Source organism: Enterococcus sp. AZ188 (genome assembly GCF_050544075.1).
Lineage (GTDB): Bacteria > Bacillota > Bacilli > Lactobacillales > Enterococcaceae > Enterococcus_D > Enterococcus_D entomosocium.
Genome location: NZ_CP172943.1, coordinates 1,409,604 through 1,428,835, shown reverse-complemented (window position 1 = coordinate 1,428,835; position 19,232 = coordinate 1,409,604). Strand labels below are relative to the sequence as shown.

At 43.3% G+C, this 19,232-nt stretch carries 17 protein-coding genes; 5 read left to right on the top strand and 12 right to left on the bottom strand.

The window, feature by feature from the left end; genetic code table 11:
• Window positions 1–20: 20 nt before the first annotated feature.
• The 4 genes from IGI86_RS06640 to IGI86_RS06625 are packed head-to-tail and all read left to right on the top strand — an operon-like array spanning window position 21 to window position 5,039.
• Window positions 21–1,424, top strand: a complete 1,404-nt coding sequence (locus IGI86_RS06640; RefSeq protein WP_429969927.1) for a tagaturonate reductase — start codon at window positions 21–23, stop codon at window positions 1,422–1,424.
• A 12-nt stretch (window positions 1,425–1,436) separates the two neighbouring features.
• Complete coding sequence (locus IGI86_RS06635) at window positions 1,437–2,948, top strand: UxaA family hydrolase (protein WP_430617832.1); 1,512 nt, start codon at window positions 1,437–1,439, stop codon at window positions 2,946–2,948.
• A 20-nt stretch (window positions 2,949–2,968) separates the two neighbouring features.
• On the top strand, window positions 2,969–4,357 hold the full coding sequence (gene uxaC, locus IGI86_RS06630; protein ID WP_430617831.1) for a glucuronate isomerase: 1,389 nt from the start codon (window positions 2,969–2,971) through the stop codon (window positions 4,355–4,357).
• A gap of 10 nt (window positions 4,358–4,367) precedes the next feature.
• Window positions 4,368–5,039, top strand: a complete 672-nt coding sequence (locus tag IGI86_RS06625) for a rhamnogalacturonan acetylesterase (RefSeq protein ID WP_430617830.1) — start codon at window positions 4,368–4,370, stop codon at window positions 5,037–5,039.
• Window positions 5,040–5,297: 258 nt separating this feature from the next.
• On the opposite strand, the gene IGI86_RS06620 is transcribed toward IGI86_RS06625, so the two are convergent.
• The 5 genes from IGI86_RS06620 to IGI86_RS06600 all read right to left on the bottom strand — a co-directional run bounded on the left by IGI86_RS06620 (window position 5,298) and on the right by IGI86_RS06600 (window position 9,491).
• On the bottom strand, window positions 5,298–6,104 hold the full coding sequence (locus IGI86_RS06620) for a gluconate 5-dehydrogenase (RefSeq protein ID WP_005229917.1): 807 nt from the start codon (window positions 6,102–6,104) through the stop codon (window positions 5,298–5,300).
• Window positions 6,105–6,125: 21 nt separating this feature from the next.
• On the bottom strand, window positions 6,126–6,968 hold the full coding sequence (gene kduI, locus IGI86_RS06615; RefSeq protein ID WP_005229915.1) for a 5-dehydro-4-deoxy-D-glucuronate isomerase: 843 nt from the start codon (window positions 6,966–6,968) through the stop codon (window positions 6,126–6,128).
• Window positions 6,969–6,980: 12 nt separating this feature from the next.
• On the bottom strand, window positions 6,981–7,979 hold the full coding sequence (locus IGI86_RS06610; RefSeq protein WP_430617829.1) for a PfkB family carbohydrate kinase: 999 nt from the start codon (window positions 7,977–7,979) through the stop codon (window positions 6,981–6,983).
• A gap of 1 nt (window position 7,980) precedes the next feature.
• On the bottom strand, window positions 7,981–8,628 hold the full coding sequence (locus IGI86_RS06605; RefSeq protein ID WP_430617828.1) for a bifunctional 4-hydroxy-2-oxoglutarate aldolase/2-dehydro-3-deoxy-phosphogluconate aldolase: 648 nt from the start codon (window positions 8,626–8,628) through the stop codon (window positions 7,981–7,983).
• 110 nt (window positions 8,629–8,738) lie between these two features.
• Window positions 8,739–9,491: an IclR family transcriptional regulator gene (locus IGI86_RS06600; protein WP_016621204.1), complete on the bottom strand. Its 753-nt coding sequence runs from the start codon at window positions 9,489–9,491 to the stop codon at window positions 8,739–8,741.
• A gap of 151 nt (window positions 9,492–9,642) precedes the next feature.
• Between IGI86_RS06600 and IGI86_RS06595 the strand changes: the two genes are divergently transcribed.
• The gene (locus tag IGI86_RS06595) at window positions 9,643–10,383 is read left to right on the top strand and encodes a MurR/RpiR family transcriptional regulator (RefSeq protein WP_008381545.1); all 741 of its coding nucleotides are present in this window, start codon (window positions 9,643–9,645) and stop codon (window positions 10,381–10,383) included.
• 18 nt (window positions 10,384–10,401) lie between these two features.
• Here IGI86_RS06595 and IGI86_RS06590 read toward each other — a convergent pair whose 3' ends face one another.
• The 7 genes from IGI86_RS06590 to IGI86_RS06560 all read right to left on the bottom strand — a co-directional run bounded on the left by IGI86_RS06590 (window position 10,402) and on the right by IGI86_RS06560 (window position 19,211).
• Window positions 10,402–11,775, bottom strand: a complete 1,374-nt coding sequence (locus IGI86_RS06590; RefSeq protein ID WP_430617827.1) for a gluconokinase — start codon at window positions 11,773–11,775, stop codon at window positions 10,402–10,404.
• Window positions 11,776–11,995: 220 nt separating this feature from the next.
• Window positions 11,996–13,327 (bottom strand): 6-phospho-alpha-glucosidase, encoded by a 1,332-nt coding sequence (locus IGI86_RS06585; RefSeq protein ID WP_086338716.1) that lies wholly within the window; start codon window positions 13,325–13,327, stop codon window positions 11,996–11,998.
• Window positions 13,327–14,955: a PTS transporter subunit EIIC gene (locus IGI86_RS06580; protein WP_430617826.1), complete on the bottom strand. Its 1,629-nt coding sequence runs from the start codon at window positions 14,953–14,955 to the stop codon at window positions 13,327–13,329. The genes IGI86_RS06585 and IGI86_RS06580 overlap by 1 nt, the downstream gene beginning before the upstream one ends.
• Window positions 14,956–15,119: 164 nt before the next feature.
• Window positions 15,120–15,698 carry a hypothetical protein gene (locus IGI86_RS06575; protein WP_430617825.1) on the bottom strand — a complete coding sequence of 193 codons (579 nt, stop codon included), beginning with the start codon at window positions 15,696–15,698 and terminating at the stop codon, window positions 15,120–15,122.
• Window positions 15,699–15,713: 15 nt separating this feature from the next.
• Window positions 15,714–17,357, bottom strand: coding sequence for an ABC transporter (locus IGI86_RS06570; protein ID WP_430617824.1), 1,644 nt, complete (start codon window positions 17,355–17,357; stop codon window positions 15,714–15,716).
• A gap of 18 nt (window positions 17,358–17,375) precedes the next feature.
• Window positions 17,376–18,251: a carbohydrate ABC transporter permease gene (locus IGI86_RS06565; protein WP_005236529.1), complete on the bottom strand. Its 876-nt coding sequence runs from the start codon at window positions 18,249–18,251 to the stop codon at window positions 17,376–17,378.
• A gap of 12 nt (window positions 18,252–18,263) precedes the next feature.
• Entirely contained in the window at window positions 18,264–19,211 is a 948-nt protein-coding gene (locus IGI86_RS06560) for an ABC transporter permease (protein WP_086317229.1), read from the bottom strand.
• Window positions 19,212–19,232: the final 21 nt, after the last annotated feature.

The following is a 19,232-nucleotide window of genomic DNA, read 5'->3' as shown; positions in this document are numbered from 1 at the left end:
TATTTTTTAAGGAGGATTCTATGAAAAAAATTACCGAACAACCCCATCAAACCTATCCAGCCCGAGTGATTCAATTCGGGGAAGGCAATTTTATGCGGGGCTTTTTTAACTGGCAGCTGCAGCAAATGAACAAGCAAGGTCTTTTTAATGGCAGTGCCATTGTGGTACAGCCGATTGATCACGGCTTGAAAGAGCTGTTGGCACAACAAGAAAATCTCTACACCGTTATCTTAGAAGGACTTGTCGATGGCGCTCCTTCTCAAACATTTGAAGTCGTCTCCACCATTGATCAAGTGCTGAATCCTTATCAGCAATGGGAAGACTATCTTGCTTTAGCCGAAGATGAGCAACTCGAGATCATCGTTTCTAATACGACGGAAGCAGGTATTGCGTTTCACCCAGAGGATACCTTATACGATACCCCTCCCCACAGTTTCCCTGCAAAACTGACCGCTCTTTTGTATCGTCGTTTTCAACGACAAAAACCGGGATTTTTGATCATTCCTTGTGAATTAATCGATCGGAATGGTGAAAAACTAAAAGAGATCGTCTTACAATATGCCGCATTATGGTCTTTGGAGTCAGACTTCGTCAACTGGTTAGAAAAAGAAAACACCTTCTGCTGCAGCTTAGTCGATCGGATCGTTCCAGGATATCCTCGCGATAAAGTGGCACAATACCAAGAGATTCTTGGCTATGAGGATGCCGTAATGGTCACTGCGGAACCCTTTATGCTCTGGGTGATCGAAGGAAGCGGCGTAGCCGAAAAGCTTCCCTTGCAAGAAGCTGGGTTGAATGTGATCGTGACAGAAGATATGACCCCCTATCGTGAACAAAAAGTACATTTATTAAATGGTCCTCATACGGCGATGGTTCCACTCGGTCTTTTAGCTGGTTTAGAAACCGTTGAAGAAGTAATGAACGACCGTGATTTTGCAGCCTTTTTGGATGGTCTTTTTCTGGAAGAGTTGATTCCAATGCTTGATTTGCCTAAAGCGCAGCTTGCAGCTTATGCGGAACAAATCAAAGAGCGCTTCAGAAATCCTTATGTGAAGCATCAGCTGCAATCGATCGCTTTAAACAGCGTCTCAAAATTCCGTGCGCGTCTTCAACCAGTCTTAACTCGTTATGTCCAACAAAACCAGCAGTTACCAAAACGAATCACTGCCGCACTGGCAGGGTTGCTGACTTTCTATCTCACTCGACCTTTTCAAGATGATGACCTAGTGACAACCATATTTCAGCAAGTGAAACAATTACCAGCAGAAAGACAGATCGCCACTCTATTAAAAAATGAGCAACTCTGGCATGCAGACCTGAGCTTTATGACAGCGACAATCAATGAAATGTGCGCATGTCTAAAACAAGACGGACCCCGCCAGTTACTTGCGTCGATTGACACCCCTGAGCCAAGTTTGAAATAAAGGAGAATCTTTATGTCCAGCACATTAACAGAAACACCCGCGCAACTATTGAAATTGCACCCTAATGATAATGTCGCAGTCGCATTAAAACCACTAGCTGCTAAAACGACCCTTTCATTTGAAGACCAAACGATCACCCTTTTTGAGGATATTCCACAAGGACACAAAATCGCCCTCAAAGATCTAGCACAATCACAAGACGTGATCAAATATGGCTATCCCATTGGACATCTCTTAGCTGACGTGAAAACTGGCCAATGGTTGCATACCCACAATGTCAAAACCAACCTTTCTGGTACCTTAGCATACACCTATGCCCCTGATTTGCATCCCGTCCGTTATCCAAAAAGGGCTGCGACGTTCCAAGGGTACCGGCGGGCAAATGGCAAAGTTGGGATTCGTAATGATTTACTGATCGTGCCAACAGTTGGTTGTATCAATGGTATCGCTGAGATCATTGTTGAAAATTTCAAGAAGAATCATCCAGATCTTGGCACTTTTGATCATATTACGATCCTTAAACATCCCTACGGCTGCTCCCAGTTAGGCCAAGATCATCAAAACACCCGTCAAATTTTAATTGATGCGGTGCATCATCCAAATGCCGGTGGCGTCTTGGTCTTTGGCTTAGGTTGTGAGAACAACACCGTTCCCGAGTTTAAGAAAAACCTGGGTGACTACGATCCAAAGCGCGTCAAATTTATGGTGGCACAGGAAAGCGACGATGAAATTGCGGTCGGCGAAAGCTTATTAGAAGAATTACTGGAAGCAGCAAAAGAGGATCAACGAGAAGCCGTTCCCTTGAGTGATCTAAAGATCGGGTTAAAATGTGGGGGTTCTGACGGGTTTTCTGGGATCACCGCCAACCCTTTGTTGGGGGCATTTTCTGACTTTTTAGTTTCTCAAGGTGGCAGCACGGTCTTGACGGAAGTACCCGAAATGTTTGGCGCTGAACAAGTCTTGATGGCGCGTGCACAAGATGAAGCAACCTTTGAAAAAATTCTCCATCTAATCAACGACTTTAAAGATTATTTCCTTGCTTACGGTGAACCGGTCTATGAAAATCCTTCTCCTGGCAATAAGGCAGGCGGTATCACTACGCTAGAAGATAAGTCATTAGGCTGTACCCAAAAATCTGGGACTTCCGCTGTCGTCGATGTCTTAAAATATGGGGAAAAACTCCGTAAGCCAGGCTTGAGCCTGCTGGAAGGTCCAGGAAACGATCTTGTTGCCGCTTCTGCACTGGCTTCTGCCGATTGCCAACTCGTCTTATTTACCACTGGTCGCGGCACGCCATTTGGTGCCTATGTGCCGACCATGAAAGTTGCCACGAATCAAGAGATTTACCAGAAGAAACCCCACTGGATGGATTTCAACGCTGGTCGCTTGTTGGAAGAGCCGATGGAGGTCGTGCTGGAAGACTTTATTCAAGCGATCATCGATACTGCCAGTGGAAAACCGACGCGTAATGAAGCCAACAACGTTCGTGAGATCGCCATCTTTAAAAATGGTGTGACACTATAACCAAAGAAAAGAGGTTCGACATGTTTTTAAATGAAAACTATTTACTGCCAAATGAAATTGCTCAAACCCTATACCATGACTATGCCAAAGAGCTGCCGATTATTGATTACCACTGCCACCTAGACCCGAAAGAAATCTATGCGGATCGGCCCTTTAAAACTATCACCGAGGCATGGCTAAGTGGTGATCATTACAAGTGGCGGTTGATGCGCGCTTGTGGCGTACCCGAAGAAGCGATTACGGGCAATGCCAGTGATTATGAAAAATTTTTGGCATGGTGTCAAACAGTGCCAAAATTGGTGGGAAATCCCCTTTACAGTTGGACCCATTTAGAATTAAAGCGATTTTTTGCGATCGATCTTCCCGTTACTGAAGAAAATGCCGAAACTTTGTGGAGGCTATGCAACGAAAAATTGCAGCAAAAAGACTTTACCCGAAGAGCTTTGATTGCTCGCAGTAACGTCGAGATCGTTTGCACCACAGATGATCCAGTCGATGATCTTCACTATCATCACCAATTAAGCCAAACAGAACAACGTTTTCGGGTCTTGCCGACCTTTCGACCTGACAAAGCGTTACAAATCGACCATCCGAATTTTCTTACCTATGTTACCAAACTCGAAAAGAGTGTCGAAAACGCGATCACTACCTACGATGCTTTCTTGACAGCCTTGCGGGACCGTGTAACCTACTTTCACCAGCATCACTGCCGCTTGTCTGACCATGCGCTGGATACTTTAGTGTATGCTGCGGACGAACAGTTATCTCTTGAAGCAATTTTTGCCAAAGCATTAGCTGGAGAATCTTTGGAGGAAAACGAAGTCTCGTTCTTCAAAACCAATGTTCTAGTTGAACTGATGAAGCTGTATCACGAACATGGTTGGACGATGCAATTGCATGTCCATGCGTACCGTAACTGCAATCAACGAATGTTTGAGCGCTTGGGACCAGATACGGGCTACGATGGCATCAATGATCAACCACTGACTCAAAACTTGCAGAAATTATTGAACGCTGCTGATGCGCAGGACCATTTGCCTCAAACGATTCTCTACTCCTTAAATCCCAATGACTATGATGCACTCGTCGCTTTGATGGGGTGCTTCCAGCAAGAAGGCAATAATAAATTGCAGTTAGGATCTGGCTGGTGGTATAACGACACCCGCGCAGGCATGCGTCACCAATTGACGAAATTCGCAGATGGCAGTGTGATCTTTAACTTTGTCGGCATGCTGACGGATTCAAGAAGCTTTTTGTCTTACACCCGTCATGAATATTTCCGACGCGTCTTTTGTGAATGGCTTGCTGAGATCGTTGTACGTGGTGAAGCCCCTGCTGATCTTCGTCAGTTAAAACCATTAGTAGAAAATGTCTGTTATCAAAACGCCAGCAACTACTTCAAATTTTAGGAGAAAGCAAATGGTAAAAATCGTCATCGTCGGTGATTCCACCGCATCGATCAAAGAGCCTAGCGCTCGTCCAGAAACGGGCTGGGGAGAAAAAATCTCACGCTATCTACCCCAGCATCAAATCGTCAACTTGGCAAAAAATGGGCGTTCCTCCAAGAGCTTCATTGAAGAAGGACGCTTGTTGCAGGCAGAAAAAGAACTACATGCTGGTGATTATCTCTTGATTCAATTTGGACACAATGATCAAAAAACAGATAGTCGCGGCACGACACCTGTTGAATATCAGCATAATTTAGCAACCTACGTGCAAACGGCACGCCAGCAGCAAGCGACACCGATCCTATTGACCTCGATCACTCGTTTGCATTACGTGGACCAACAGCAACTTGATCCTTTGGCAGTCGGTCCTTACCCAGAAGCAATGCGTGCTTTGGCTACCTCCTTGGATGTGGTCTGCCTGGATCTTTTTGCCGCAACACAACGGTTCTTTTCAGCGCTGGAACCACAACAGGCGAAAACCTATTTTCTTCATTTAGAAAAAAACCAGCACCCCAATTATCCAGCCGGCATTACGGATAACACGCATTTGAATGACCAGGGTGCTACAGCCGTTGCCAAATTAGTTGCAGAATGTTTGAAAAATTCTCCATTACCGCTTGCACAACAAGTTTTGTTAGATTGAAACTCATTGTTCGTGTTGAATCTTCCCCTAACATAAATACGCTACCTGATTTTAAAAAGAGCAACTCAAGCAAAACGCTGCGAAGAACATTTTCCTTCACAGCGTTTTGCTTTTCCTTCTTTTTAAAAGATTTGTTTGCAATTGCTTTGCTTCAACCCATTAATCGCCAAGCTACCTTTTAAAAACCTGCATTTCTTGGGTGTTGTACCATAAAAATGGGAACGATTGCAATCGTCCCCATCCTTACTACTGATTGTTTTATTCAGGTTGTTTCCCGATATACGCCAAGATACCGCCATCTACATATAAGACATGGCCATTGACAAAGTTTGATGCCTCAGAAGCTAAGAAAACCGTTGGTCCTGCTAAATCTTCTGGCTCACCCCAACGGGCAGCAGGTGTTTTCGCTACGATAAATTGATCAAAGGGGTGACGAGAACCGTCTGGTTGGATCTCTCGTAATGGTGCAGTTTGCGGTGTTGCAATATAACCAGGTCCGATCCCATTACATTGGATGTTTGCTGAACCAAATTCGGCACAAATGTTTTTCGTCAACATTTTCAAGCCGCCTTTAGCCGCTGCGTAACCAGCCACCGTTTCTCTTCCCAATTCACTCATCATTGAGCAAATGTTAATGATTTTTCCATGTCCTTTTTTGATCATTGACGGTAAGACTGCTTTTGAAACGATAAATGGAGCGTTCAAGTCCACGTCAACGACTTGGCGGAAGTCTTCAGCAGACATCTCCAACATCGGGATTCGTTTGATGATCCCAGCATTATTGACTAAGATATCAATCACGCCAACTTCTTCTTCGATCTGCTTGACCATTTCGTTGACTGCTTTTTCATCCGTTACATCACAGACATAGCCGTGGGCTTCGATCCCTGCTTCACGATAGTTTGCTAATCCTTTATCCACTGATTCTTGATCCAAGTTGTTAAAAACGATCGTTGCTCCTGCTGCTGCTAATGAACGAGCGATCGTAAAACCGATCCCATAGACAGCGCCTGTCACTAATGCGATCTTACCATCTAAACGAAATTGATCCATTGAAAAATCCATAATTGATAAACCCTCTTTCTTTTATTTTAAGTCGTCCATTGCCACCATATCCATGTCGGTATAGGTGATATTTTCGCCACACATTGCCCAGATAAAGGAGTAGTTACTGGTTCCAACACCCGAATGGATCGACCAGCTTGGAGAAATAACTGCTTGTTCTTCACTAACGACTAAATGCTTCGTTTCATCTGGTTTGCCCATCATATGGAACACTTTTGTGTCTTCGTTGGCAAAATCAAAATACACATATGCTTCCATCCGACGTTCATGGGTATGACTTGGCATCGTATTCCAAGCACTGCCTGGTTCTAAGATCGTGTACCCCATTTGTAATTGACAGCTTTCACAAACATTTGGGTGAATGTATTGATAAATTTTCCGTTCATTTAATGTCAAGCCCTCGCCTGTCTCCATTGGTGTGACTTGATCGATACTGATTTTTACATTTGGGTATTTCTTATGTGCTGGCACGCAAGATAGATAGAATTTCGCTGGATTTGCTGGATCATCAGAGTGAAACAAGACTTGTTTGGTTTCCTTGCCGATATAGTAGCCGTCTTGTTTTTTCATTGGTTCTTTTTGGCCATCGATCGTGATCGCACCAGGTCCTCCAATATTGATGACGCCTAATTCGCGACGTTCTAAGAAGTATTCCACCCCTAATTCGCTGCTTAATTGCACTTCTAACGCTTCTTCCGTCGGTGTCACTCCGCCAAAGATCATCCGATCATTGTGGGTATAAGTCAGCATGATTTGTCCTGGTGTGAAAATTTTCTCTACCAAAAATTCTCTGCGTAATTCCTCGGTACTATAGTGACGAATATCAAGTGGACTATGGGTATAGCGTGTTTCCATGTGTTGCATGTTTTATTCCTCCTATCGGATAATTTTTCCTGAACCTGTTGCAATAAATTCTTGTATCTCATTGGCGCTAAACTGATTACAGTCGCCATGGATCGTATGTTTCAAAGCAGAAGCTGCAGTTGCAAAATCAATGATTTCTTGGTCTTGTTTCTTCGTGACAAGACCATGTAGGATACCAGCTGAAAAGGCATCGCCACCTCCGACGCGATCAACGATTGGATTGATCTCATGGGTAGCAGAAACGACATAATTGCCGTTGTGCCATAGGCTTCCTGTCAATTGATTGTGACTTGCTGAGAGCACCTGACGACTAGTTGAATAAAAGAGCTGGATATTTGGGTATTTCCGATGCATTTCTTGATAATAGTAGTCATCTTCGACTTCCTCTGTTGGAGCTGATACATCCATAAAGACTTGGGCATCTAACTGTCCTGCCGAGCAATAATCGACATAGGGGAGCACTTCTTGCAAAAAGACGCGTGCTTCAGCGGTCGTCCACAGCTTTCCACGATAATTGATATCGAAACTGATTTTACAACCAGCTGCTTTCGCTTCTTTGATCAACGTCAGCAAAAGTGTCTTCCAAGTCGTTGAAAGAGCGGGCGTGATCCCTGAAAGGTGAACAATATCAACCCCATCAAAAAGGTCAGATTGCCACTCATTTTCTTTCATTTGAGCAAAGCTAGAGCCTGCGCGATCATAAACCACTCGCGCTGCTCGTTCCCCGATACCGGTTTCAATATAGTAAGTACCTAGTCGGGAACCGCCACGAAGCAAGTGACGACAATCGACGCCATAGCTTCGTAAATGATGAAAAACGGCATCTCCTAAAGCATTTTCCGGCACTTTACTAGCAAAAGAAACGTGATGACCAAAATTTGCCAAGGAAATCGCAACATTGGCTTCCCCGCCACCATAATGGGCAGCAAACGTCGAACTATGGGCGATTCGGTCGCCTAACGTTGTCGATAGACGCAACATGATTTCTCCTAGTGTCAGAATGTTTGCCATCTTACTTTCCTCGAATCTCTTTTAATTTTGCCGCATATTGTTTCGCTACTTCTGTTACTTTGTCAAAATCCCCACTTGCTGCTGGCGCTAACAAATTCCCCCCTACACCAGCGGCTACAACACCCGCTGCAAACCATTCTTGCATGTTGTCTAAGCTGACACCACCGGTCGGCATAATGTTTAATTGTGGCAATGGCGCTTTGAAGGCCGAGATGATACTTGGTCCATACGCACTACCCGGGAATAGTTTAATGATATCTGCGCCTGCTTTTAAGGCGTCCTTCATTTCTGAAATGGTCATGCAGCCAGGCAGATACGGGATTTGATATAAATTACATAATTCAGCCGTTTCTTGATCAAAGGTTGGGCTGACGACATATTCTGCTCCTGCCATGATCGCTAAGCGGGCGGTCACTGCATCAAGAACGGTCCCCGCACCAACAACTACCTCTGGATTCTCTTTGAAGGTTGCTACTAATTCAGCGATTACATCCGCCGCTTGAGGCACTGTAAAAGTCAACTCAATGCCGGTGATCCCCCCTGCAACGATCGCTTTACTTGCTTGTAGTGCTTCTTCTTTTGAAGCGCCACGTACAACAGCGATCACACCGCTTTCCTTTAGTTTCATTAAATTCGCTACTTTTTTCATTAAGACCCTCCACTTATTTCCTATTTGGAAAATGGTATTTATTATAAAGAAACTTACACGTTCATTATACCGTTCTCGTTTTTATTTGCAAGGGCTTTCCATTAAAAAGTTTATAACGCTTGTTCAATTTGTTGTTTTGTCGCAATAATCGCATCGATCAATGTCGTTTTGTATTCTGGGGTCAAGCGGTATTTCGGTAGGCTGATAGAAAACGCCCCAACGATCTCCTGATCTTTTATCAGTGAGGCGCCGATGCAATAGATTTCTTGTTCCATTTCTTCATCATCAAAGGCTACTTGGTTCGCTTTTGCCTGTTCCAATTCTTTCTTCAACTTCAACTGATTTGTAATGGTATTTTCGGTATAAGCGGTTAAAGGCGTTGCTGCCAAGTACTCCTCTACTTGAGGGGCATCAAACTCCGCTAAAACGGCTTTCCCCATGGCAGAGCTATACAACGGTCTTGTGATTCCTACTTTTGAAGACATGCGGATCGTTTGATTCTGAGGCTCCAATTTATTGACATAAAGAATCTCATTGGCGGTCAAGACCCCTAAGTGGATCGTTTCATCCGCCGTTTTCTGCAATGCTTCCAAGTATGGCAAGCTGATTTCCACTAAATCAAGCTCTTGAATGTTTTGATTCGCATACTTGATCAGCTTAGACCCTAAGCGATAATTCTTCTCTTTGTCGCGTTTGACATAGCCGATCATTTGTAGCGTTTCCAATATTTTCAAAGCTGTGGATGGGGTCAGTTTCGTTGCTTCTGAAATTTCTTGCAATGGTTTACTTGGCGCTTCTGCTAGATAATCTAAAATGGTTGCTGCTTTTAGTAGTACGGTTCCATATGGCTTTTGTGTCATCATTTCTCCACCTTTATTTTCTATATAAGAAATTATAATATCTTTTTAGGAAATGCACAATCTTTTTTCCTATATATCAGCATGACGCGATTCCTATTTTACTTTCTGTCGTTATTCATTGTATGATGAAGACAAGACAAAGGAGTGCCGAACAATGGACTTAAATGTATTGATCAAAGGAAAAAAATTGACTGACAATGAGCTGCAAATTCTTGATTATTTGCTTGCAAATACCGCTGCGATCGATGGACTGCCCTTAAGAGAAATCGCTAAAACGATCTACACTTCCCCAGCAACCATCGTGCGGCTTGCGCAAAAACTAGGTTTTTCTGGCTATCTAGAGCTGCTTTACTTCTTAAAGAATCGCTTGAAAAATCAGACGATCACTGAAGCCGCCATCGATTACCAAATTGACGCTGCCAGTATTGCAGATACGATCGAAGCGATCAAAGAAATCTATGGACAAAACAAGAACAAGTTTATTACGATTTATGCCACAGGTTTTTCGGGGATCGTGGCAGAATACCTACACAAAAAAATGCTTGTCAACGGCATCAAAACCTTATTAGTCAGTGCTTCTGACTCAGGTGGGATCATTAGTAACAACATCGAGAACATCAGTATGTTGATTACTATCTCTAAATCTGGCGAAACACAAAAAGTGCTGGAAAAGATGGCATTAGCCAATGAACATCACATACCAACTGTTTTGTTTTGTGGGAACGGTGAGCATCGCGCCAATCAACTAGCGACCTTTTCCTTTGAAGTGACAGATGAACGTCCCTACGACACCCAAAACATCCAGTACACTAGCTTCTTTGGCAAACTGCTCTTATTGATGGAATATATCGTCGACGCTTTCACGTGTGTTGAAAAAGAAAACCAGCAACCCTAGTGGATTGCTGGTTTTTGCTTATGCTTGAAAATACGTTTTTGCCAGTTCTTGATAAAGCGCGTGGTTCTGCGGATCAGGAACAAATTTTTCATCTGGCTGATCTTGCCGCACAACAGAGCTTTTGTATAAATCATACAAGCCGAATATCGGTTCGTTTTCATCGGAAAGATAACAGGTCAGCCCCAACACATCCGCGGTCATTTGACCTAAAAGTTTTGTTTGAAAGAAACCACCACTTACAGTGACTGCCCCTTCCAACTGCGCCATTTGCTTTAATAAATCGATGTTCATCAGCATGCCTTCGATGACTGCTCGCAACATGTCTGAGCGATTGTGTTTCAGGGTCAAGCCAGAAAAACCGCCTGTGATCTCATTTGTCCAAAAGGGTGCCCGTTCCCCGTTTAAATAGGGGAAAAAACGTAAGCCGTTGCTGCCGATCGGTGATTCCTCCATGACTTGCGGCAGATAATGATAAAACCCATCAGGATCTTCTGATAAGGTCTCTTTTGCCCAAGCAAGGACACAGCCACCATTATTCGAAGGTGCCCCTACGACATAGAGGTCATCTTGCAGATAGTAGCAAAAATTTTGTTTTTGGTCATCAAAGACGGTGGTCTCACTTACTTTACGAACCGCCGCACTGGTCCCGATCGTCAAGCTGTTGCGGATCCCTGTAGAAATATAGCCAGCATATGCTGCCAAACACCCATCGCTAGCCCCACACATCACTTCTACCTCAGGCTTCAAGCCACACCGCTGCGCCATCTCCTCGGTAATCAAAAAACGATCAGTCGGTGCACATAAAGACGCTAATTGGGCTTTTGAAAGGGATAAATAGGTGAGAATCTTTTGACTCCATTGCTTTTCTTTCAAAGAAAAAAGACCGGTTGCTGATGCGGTACTATAATCGATCCGTGCTTGTCCGGTAAACAACGCCATTGCTAGTTCTTTTAAGCCTAACCATTTCGTCTCTTTGGAATATGAACCACTTGTTTGAAAGTAAGCCAGTTTCGCAAAGGGAGACATTGCATGGATCGGTGTCCCTGTCTCTTCATAAAACGTTGCCGCCAGATCCGTTTGACGAAAGGCCGTCATCGTTTGACTCGCTTGATTGTCTGACCAAATGTAAATCTCTTCTGCTGTCTCACCAGCCACTGGCATCAAACTGTGCATGGCGGTACTGAACCCGATCACTGTGATTGCCGCTTTTAATTGAGCGGGAATCGTTGTGACACCACTGATCAATTGGCTACTAATCTGGGTCGCTGATTGGGTCTGTTTTAACCCGTGGCTATGGGTTTTGATTGGTAATGACTGTGAGTAAATGATTTTCCGATCTTCAATGACCCCAAATTTTATGGCTGTCGTGCCGATATCAATCCCTAAAAACATCGCATTGCTCCCTCTCATCTGATTCAATTAGCTTTATTCTACCATAGTTAGTGGCATATTCTAGCATACCTGTCTGATCGTTTTGTTGAGAAGACGTTTAGTGATGATTTTCTTCAGAGAAGTATTCTTCTACAGCAAAAATCAAAAAAAGAAAGATTCTTGGAGAATCTTCCTCTTTCCAGTTAGCCAATCAGCAAATGTTTCGCAAATGTGAAACAAATCAAGACAATCCTGGCCAGTAATCACCATTTTCCGAGACCAAATCATCGAGTAACTCTTTGGCTACTTTTGCGCTAGGAATCGTTTTGGAAAGGCTTAACGCTTGCCACATTTTTTGATAGCTCTTTTCCACATATGCTTCGACCACTAATTTTTCCACAGTCACCTGTTGGAACATGAGCGCTTGTTGGAAGGCAGGAATTTTTCCTTGAGCGAGGGCTTCTGGTCCATCAGAACCGACGATACATGGCACTTCCACCATGGCATCATCCGGGAAGTTCGCAATCGCGCCGTTGTTTTCCACAATCATGACCATTCGCTCATGCGTATTAAAAGCGATGGCGCGTGCCAAATCAACGATAAAGGTTGCATGGGCATCAATCTCAAAAGCGATCCCTTCAGCAGATCCTTGTGCAGTGATCTTTTTGGCATGATCGAACACTCGTCTTTCCCGTCCTTCCATCACTTCATTGGAACGCGTATACTCTGGGTGTTCTTTCATGTGTTCGTAGACGTAATCTGGGTATAAATAATACTTCAAGTACGTATTTGGCAGATATTCTGGTGTGAGAGCCAAGAGGTCTTTGGCTTTTTTGTGGGTGTCTTGCCAACTTGGGTCTGTATGTTGGGTATCCACTTCGATCTGCGTCAAATAGCCATGTTCTGCAACATAGTCACGTATGGTTTGAATGTACTCCGTGCCTTCTTTGTCTTTGACACTAGTCCACCAGCCAAAATGATTCAAGCCAAAGTAGCGAACTTCTAACTCCTCTGGCTGTTTGCCAATGATTTGCGACATGCGACGCAACGTGCCCACGGGCATGTCACAGATATTCAGAACTTTTGATTTAGGACGCAAGACTCGACATGCTTCAGCTACGATTGCAGCCGGATTGGAATAATTCAGCATCCAACAATCGGGGGAATACTTTTCCATGTAATCAATGATCTCCAGCATACCAGTGATGCTGCGCATCCCATAAGCGATCCCTCCTGGACCACAGGTTTCTTGACCAAAGACGCCATGACGCAAGGGGACTTTTTCATCTTTTTCCCGCATATCATACTTTCCTACTCGGATATGCGCCATACAGAAATCGACATCGCTGAAGGCTTCTTCAGGATCCGTCGTAAATGAAAATTCGATTTGCGGTGCTTGTTCTTTTAATAAAATCGCCAGGGCTTCGCCGAGGATCGCTTGGCGTGCTTCATCATTGTCGTATAGTTTCAGCTTTCTTAAAGGAAAGCGTTCTTGATTGTCAAGTAGCATCATAACGATTCCCGGGGTAAAGGTACTGCCGCCCCCTGCGATCACTACTGAAAAATTTTTCATCATTCAATCTCTCCTTCTCTTCCAAGATAATTTTCTAATTCTTCCCGCACTTTCGGCACAGTCAACCCGTAAACGACATGGACATTTTCACCATTTTTGATCACGCCTTTGGCTTGTGTTTCGTCTTTTAGTAGCGCTTCATCCACGAGTTCAGGATCCTTTAGTTTTAAACGTAAGCGGGTATAGCAGTTGTCGATGGTTTTGATATTGTCATCGCCACCTAGCGCTTTGGTGATGATTGCTGAGATACTTGTTTCACCAGTCGGACTAATGGCGGCTTGGTCACTCGCCATGACCCCGACACCTGCTCCAGCAAGTTGTTTTTCTTTGTACTCTTTCTTCGAATACAGTTTGGTCTCTGTCCCATCTTCTTCACGCCCGACCGTTTTCAAATTCAGTTTCGTGATCAAAAAGCGGAACAAGAAGTAATAAAGAAAGAAGAAGACGACTCCGACGATCAAGTACACTGGCCAGCGAGTTTTCTCGATCCCTAAGGGCAAGTTGTACAAAAGAAAGTCGATGAAGCCATTCGGTCCGATGGCGCGAGAACCAAAGAGATTTAACGCCACCATGCTCAAGCCGCTAAGTGCAGAATGAATGACGAACAAAACAGGTGCCACGAACATAAAAGAAAATTCGATTGGTTCAGTCACACCTGCAATAAAGGAAGTGACGACAGCTGGAATCAAAATGGCTTTGACTTTGACTTTATTTTCTGGTTTTGCCGTTTGATACATCGCCAAACAGGCACCGATCAGTCCAAACATTTTTGAGATCCCACGAGCGTCCCAAATGACACTTTGCGATAATACGCGGACTGCTGGGTCAGCAATTTCCGCAAAATAAATGTTTCGTGCCCCTTCAAAGACTTGACCGCCAACTTCTGCGACACCGCCTAATGAGGTATACAAAAACGGCGTGTAGATCAAGTGATGCAAGCCAGTTGGAATCAATAAGCGTTCCAACATACCGTACAAGAAGATGCCAAAGTTGCCCGTTTGTTGAATGATGCCGCCTAAACCGTCGATGCCAGTTTGTATTACTGGCCATATAAATGTGGAAACGATGGCTAATAACACGACGACCGGAATCAAGACAATAAAGACGAAGCGCGCGCCGCCATAAACTTGAAAGGCATTGTTAAAGCTCGTATCGATAAAACGATTATGGATCAATGCTACGACGATCCCTAAAATGATCCCCAGAAAGACACCCATATCCAACACTTGGATTCCTAAAACGATTGCTTGTCCTGAACCTTGAAGGGCATCGGTTGGAACCAACATCCCCCGAAGTTCCATGAATTTATTCATGGCATTCAAGAAGACGAAATAACCTAACAACGCGGTAAATCCCGCTTCAGCTTTTTTCTTATTAGCTAACCCTAGAGCAATCCCGACACAAAAAATAATGCCCAAATTGGTTAAAATCGGTAATAAGGAAGCGGACAAGATACTACCAAAACCGGTGGTTATCGGATTATCCAAAAAGGGAAACTGCTCAAGCAAGCGGACATTTGTAAACACATTCCCAACGGCAATCAATATCCCTGCGATCGGCAAAATCAAAACGGGCACAAACATTGCCTTGGAGAATTTCTGCATCGCATCCATCACTTTTTCTTTCATTGAGGAAACTCCTTTGTAGTTGATTTGTAGGTTCATTATAGGAAACATTTGTTACTAATAGAATAGCAAACGTTTTCAATTCAATGCGTTTCAAAGATTGGAATGTGTTTCATCCTGTCTACTTCCTTGCTAGTGGCGATTACAAGCAACAAAAAAAGAGTGAATCAAGATTGATCCACTCTTTTTAGATGCAACACTTTTTGATAGAAATACAAGGGCCCAGACAGACAAAACAGATAGAAGATACCTGGTGCTGATTGCCATGTGAAGAAATAGCCGATCGCTGCTAGGACTAAGATTCCGATCCCTTTATGGTAGTGCATCATCGTAAAGAAAAAACTACTACGAAAAAGGTCAAACAAGTTTTGCCGATCTTGCATTTTTGATTGCATCACATACAGGTTAATGTTGTAGGAAAACAAAAAAGTAAGAAAAATGATGGTCAAAAAAGAGAAAAACAATGAATTCGTCAAAGTAGCAGAACGCCACAAGCTGAGTCCGCATAAAAATGAGAAGAGATTGAAGAGCCCTAGTGGCAGAGTCTTCAATAACGCGCTTTTGCTATTTTTCAAAAAGGGTTTTAGCAGTTTTGCTTCAGGATGTTCGTAAGCATCGACCACTGCTCGCAAAGCGGCTGGAAACGTGATGATCGGAAACGATACCACTAAAAACAAGAGATTCAATACCAGCATACGAAAAACGATTTCGCAAAGACGATAAAAACGACTCTCTAAAGCAAACATCACACTCACACACCTTTAGTTTAATTTTTCAATATTTTCAGCGATTTTCTCATTTCGATAATCAACGATTGCTGACCAACCATTATTTTCTCGTTCTTGTAAGTAATCTTCCCAAATCTGACGTCCCGTTTCTTCCGAGTCTGCCTGAATAAAGTTGACTAAAGCTTGCACTCTTGCTGTGTTGATGGAAGTGAGGTTTCTTGCTTCAGAACCGGTGCGAGGATCAATGTCTTCGATCTCAAAACGCGGCGCCAATTTGTCTTGCGACCATTCCACCATCTGCCGAATCGATGTTGCTGGTTTTTGTCCCATTTGAATGGCGTAATTGTCATTGCCAACAAACCAATAAGAACCTAAACCAATTTCCTTATCAAAGCGAGCAATATCAGAATTTCGTAACGCTTCTGTTTCTTCTGAGTACTCAACCACGCCATCCACAAGATTGTATGTTTCCCCTTCGATACCAAAGGTAGTGACCATCGTGCCATACTCACTTGCTAAATACGTCAAAAGTTCCATGGCTTTTTGGGGTTCTTTTGTCGACGTCGTGATGAAGGTTTGTGTCCATCCACCAATATTTCCGCCAGTAAAAGTGGAATCATCGCCATTCGAATTTTTCGGACCATCGACGGCAATATAGGTTTGCTCAGGATTACGGGCATTATTATCGGACATAAACTCATTGAGTCCCTTCGTATTCGTATGCAGGTAAGCAAAATAACGCCCTTGTCCTAGTTTTTCCTTCATCGTGTTGTCATTGTCTGAAAACTGGTCATTGTTGATGTATCCCTCATTGTACGCTTTTCTAAATGTCTCGATCCAAGTGATGTACTCCTCATCAGCGTCACGATCATTGAATTGACCGTCTACACTTGGTGCGATACTGAGAAAGTCTTGCAAAGTACCACCATAGGCGCCATCCCCACCATTGGAAATATCTAGTGCAGTCGAAGCAAATGGGACTAGAGCTGCACCATCATCTGCTGTCGGAAATGCTTCTTTTGCCCGTTTTAACGCATCTAAAAATCCTTCTGGCGTCGACATATCGGGTTCACCTAACGCTTCGTAAATATCTTTGCGGACAATGAAAACTTGGTCTCCCACTACATTGCCGTCCTCATAATCTTGTGCAGTCGTGGAAAAGCTCGGGTATCCATAAATGTTGCCATCTTCTAAAGTAAACCATTGAACAGATTCCGGTTTCGCTGCATGTTCTAAGAAGTAAGGGTCATATTTTTCTGCCAAAAGATTCAATGGCAAGGCAAATTTTGTCGCTTCATTTGCAGCAGACAGGTTTTTATCGAAGGTCATGATATCTGGAAGATCGCCACCAGCTAGCATCGTATTAAGGTTCTCGTCATTCCCTGAAATAAATTCGACATTGATATTCATGTCTTCTTTGATTTTTCGCGTCACAGTGTCTTTGCCCCACCCCGGCTGAGCATACCAATCAAAATTGACATACCATTTTAAGGTAGCTTCATGGTCGGTGTCTTTTTGCCAGCTTGGTGTATCTTTGTCTGCTTCAAAGCGAGCTTCTGGCAGATCTTCTACCTCAGCAGCTCCTTTTGACTCGCTGCTGGAATTACCACAGGCACCTAATACCATGACTGATGTACATACGAGACCGATCCCTAAAAATAATTTGCTTGCTTTCATTTTTTTCTCTCCTTTTGTCTATTCTTTTACTGATCCAAGAGTCATCCCTTGAATAAAGTACTTTTGTAAAAATGGGTAGATCACGACGACAGGAACCGTCGTTACCACCATGGTTGCTAATTGCAATGACTGTGAAGTTGTATTTCTGACAACATTGGTTCCGGTCGCCACTGCGGGCGATAGATTTTCCGAAACGATCCGAAATAGTAGCATTTGTAAAGGATATAAACTACGATCATCCACATAGATATTGGCGGTCATGTAGTCGTTCCACTGAAAGACGCCGTGGAATAATGCAATGGTTGCCAAAACTGGAAGGGACAATGGCAAAATGATTTTCACGAAAATAATAAAAGGATTGGCGCCATCCATCATGGCAGATTCTTCCAGCGAAAATGGAATGCTCCGGAAAAAATTCATCAAAATCACCATATCGTAAAAAGAAAATAAGACAGGAATGATGTAAACCCAAAAATTATTTAACAATCCTAATTCTTTGAATAAGAGAAAGGTTGGGATCATTCCTCCGGAAACGAACATCGTTAAAATCCCCATGTTCATGTAGATTTTCCGTCCCATTAAGTTTCTGCGACTCATCCCATAGGCGACCATCGCCGTTAATGCCGTATGCAAAACAACGCCAATCACTGTTTTTGCAACTGAGATAACAAAAGCTTTATAGATCGCAGAATCTTCAAAAACGGTGTAGTAACTTTCTAGTGAAAATTCCCGTGGCCAGAAATAGATTCCCCCTCTTGCGGCATCGGTTGCATCATTGAACGACAAAGCGACGATATTCCATAATGGCAACGCAATGATGGCTAAAAAGAATACCATGAAAATCACATTGGCGGTATTGAAGATCTTCTCATCTTTTGAAAATGTTTGTTTCATACTTTTCCTCCTCTAAAAGACTGATTCATCACTGATTTTTTTGGTCAAAAGATGACTTCCTACTACGAGGATCAAAGAAACAACCGACACAAACAGGCCAACGGCGGTCGCATAGGAGAAGTCTCCTTGTTGGATCCCCATTTTATAGACAAATGAATTAATGACTTCACTGGACTGATAATTGACAGGGTTTTGTAAGACGAGTGTCTGATCGAGGTTTGAACCCAATAACCCACCCACTGACAAAACAAATGTCAAGGCGATAATATGACGGATCGAAGGAATCGTGATCCGCGTGATCTGCTGGAACTTCGTGGCGCCATCCATTCTAGCTGCTTCATAAAGAGCTGGATTGATCCCCGTCATAGCAGCGATGTATAAAATCGTATTCCATCCAACTTCTTTCCAAATATCGGAAATGACTGCAATCGCCCAATATTTTTCGGGATCGGTCAAGAAGCGGATCGGTTCATCGATCAACCCAAAACCTAACAGTAAATTATTGACCAGACCGGTATCAGACAACCACGTAATAAACATGCCACCTAAGATGACCCAAGAAAGAAAGTGCGGCAAATAAGACACCGTTTGAACGACCTTCTTCAAGCGCACATGAACGATTTCATTGATCAATACCGCTAAACCAATCGCCGCTGGAAAGCCAATCAGTAGTTTAAAAAAGCTGATGCCCAATGTATTACTCATCACCGTCCAAAACATTGAATCACTAAAAAATTCTTGAAAATATTGAGTACCGACCCACTCCGCATTTGCGATCGAATCAAGAACTGAGTAATCTTTAAACGCGATAACGATCCCATACAATGGGATAAAATTAAAAATAATCATCAAGATAATACCTGGCCAAACCATCGCTTGATAAAAGCTTTGGCTTTTTAGTTTTTGCAAAAATGACCTTTTCTGTGGGGTTGCTTTTAGTATGACACCTTTTGATTCCATTTTTCCACCCTTTCTAAAACG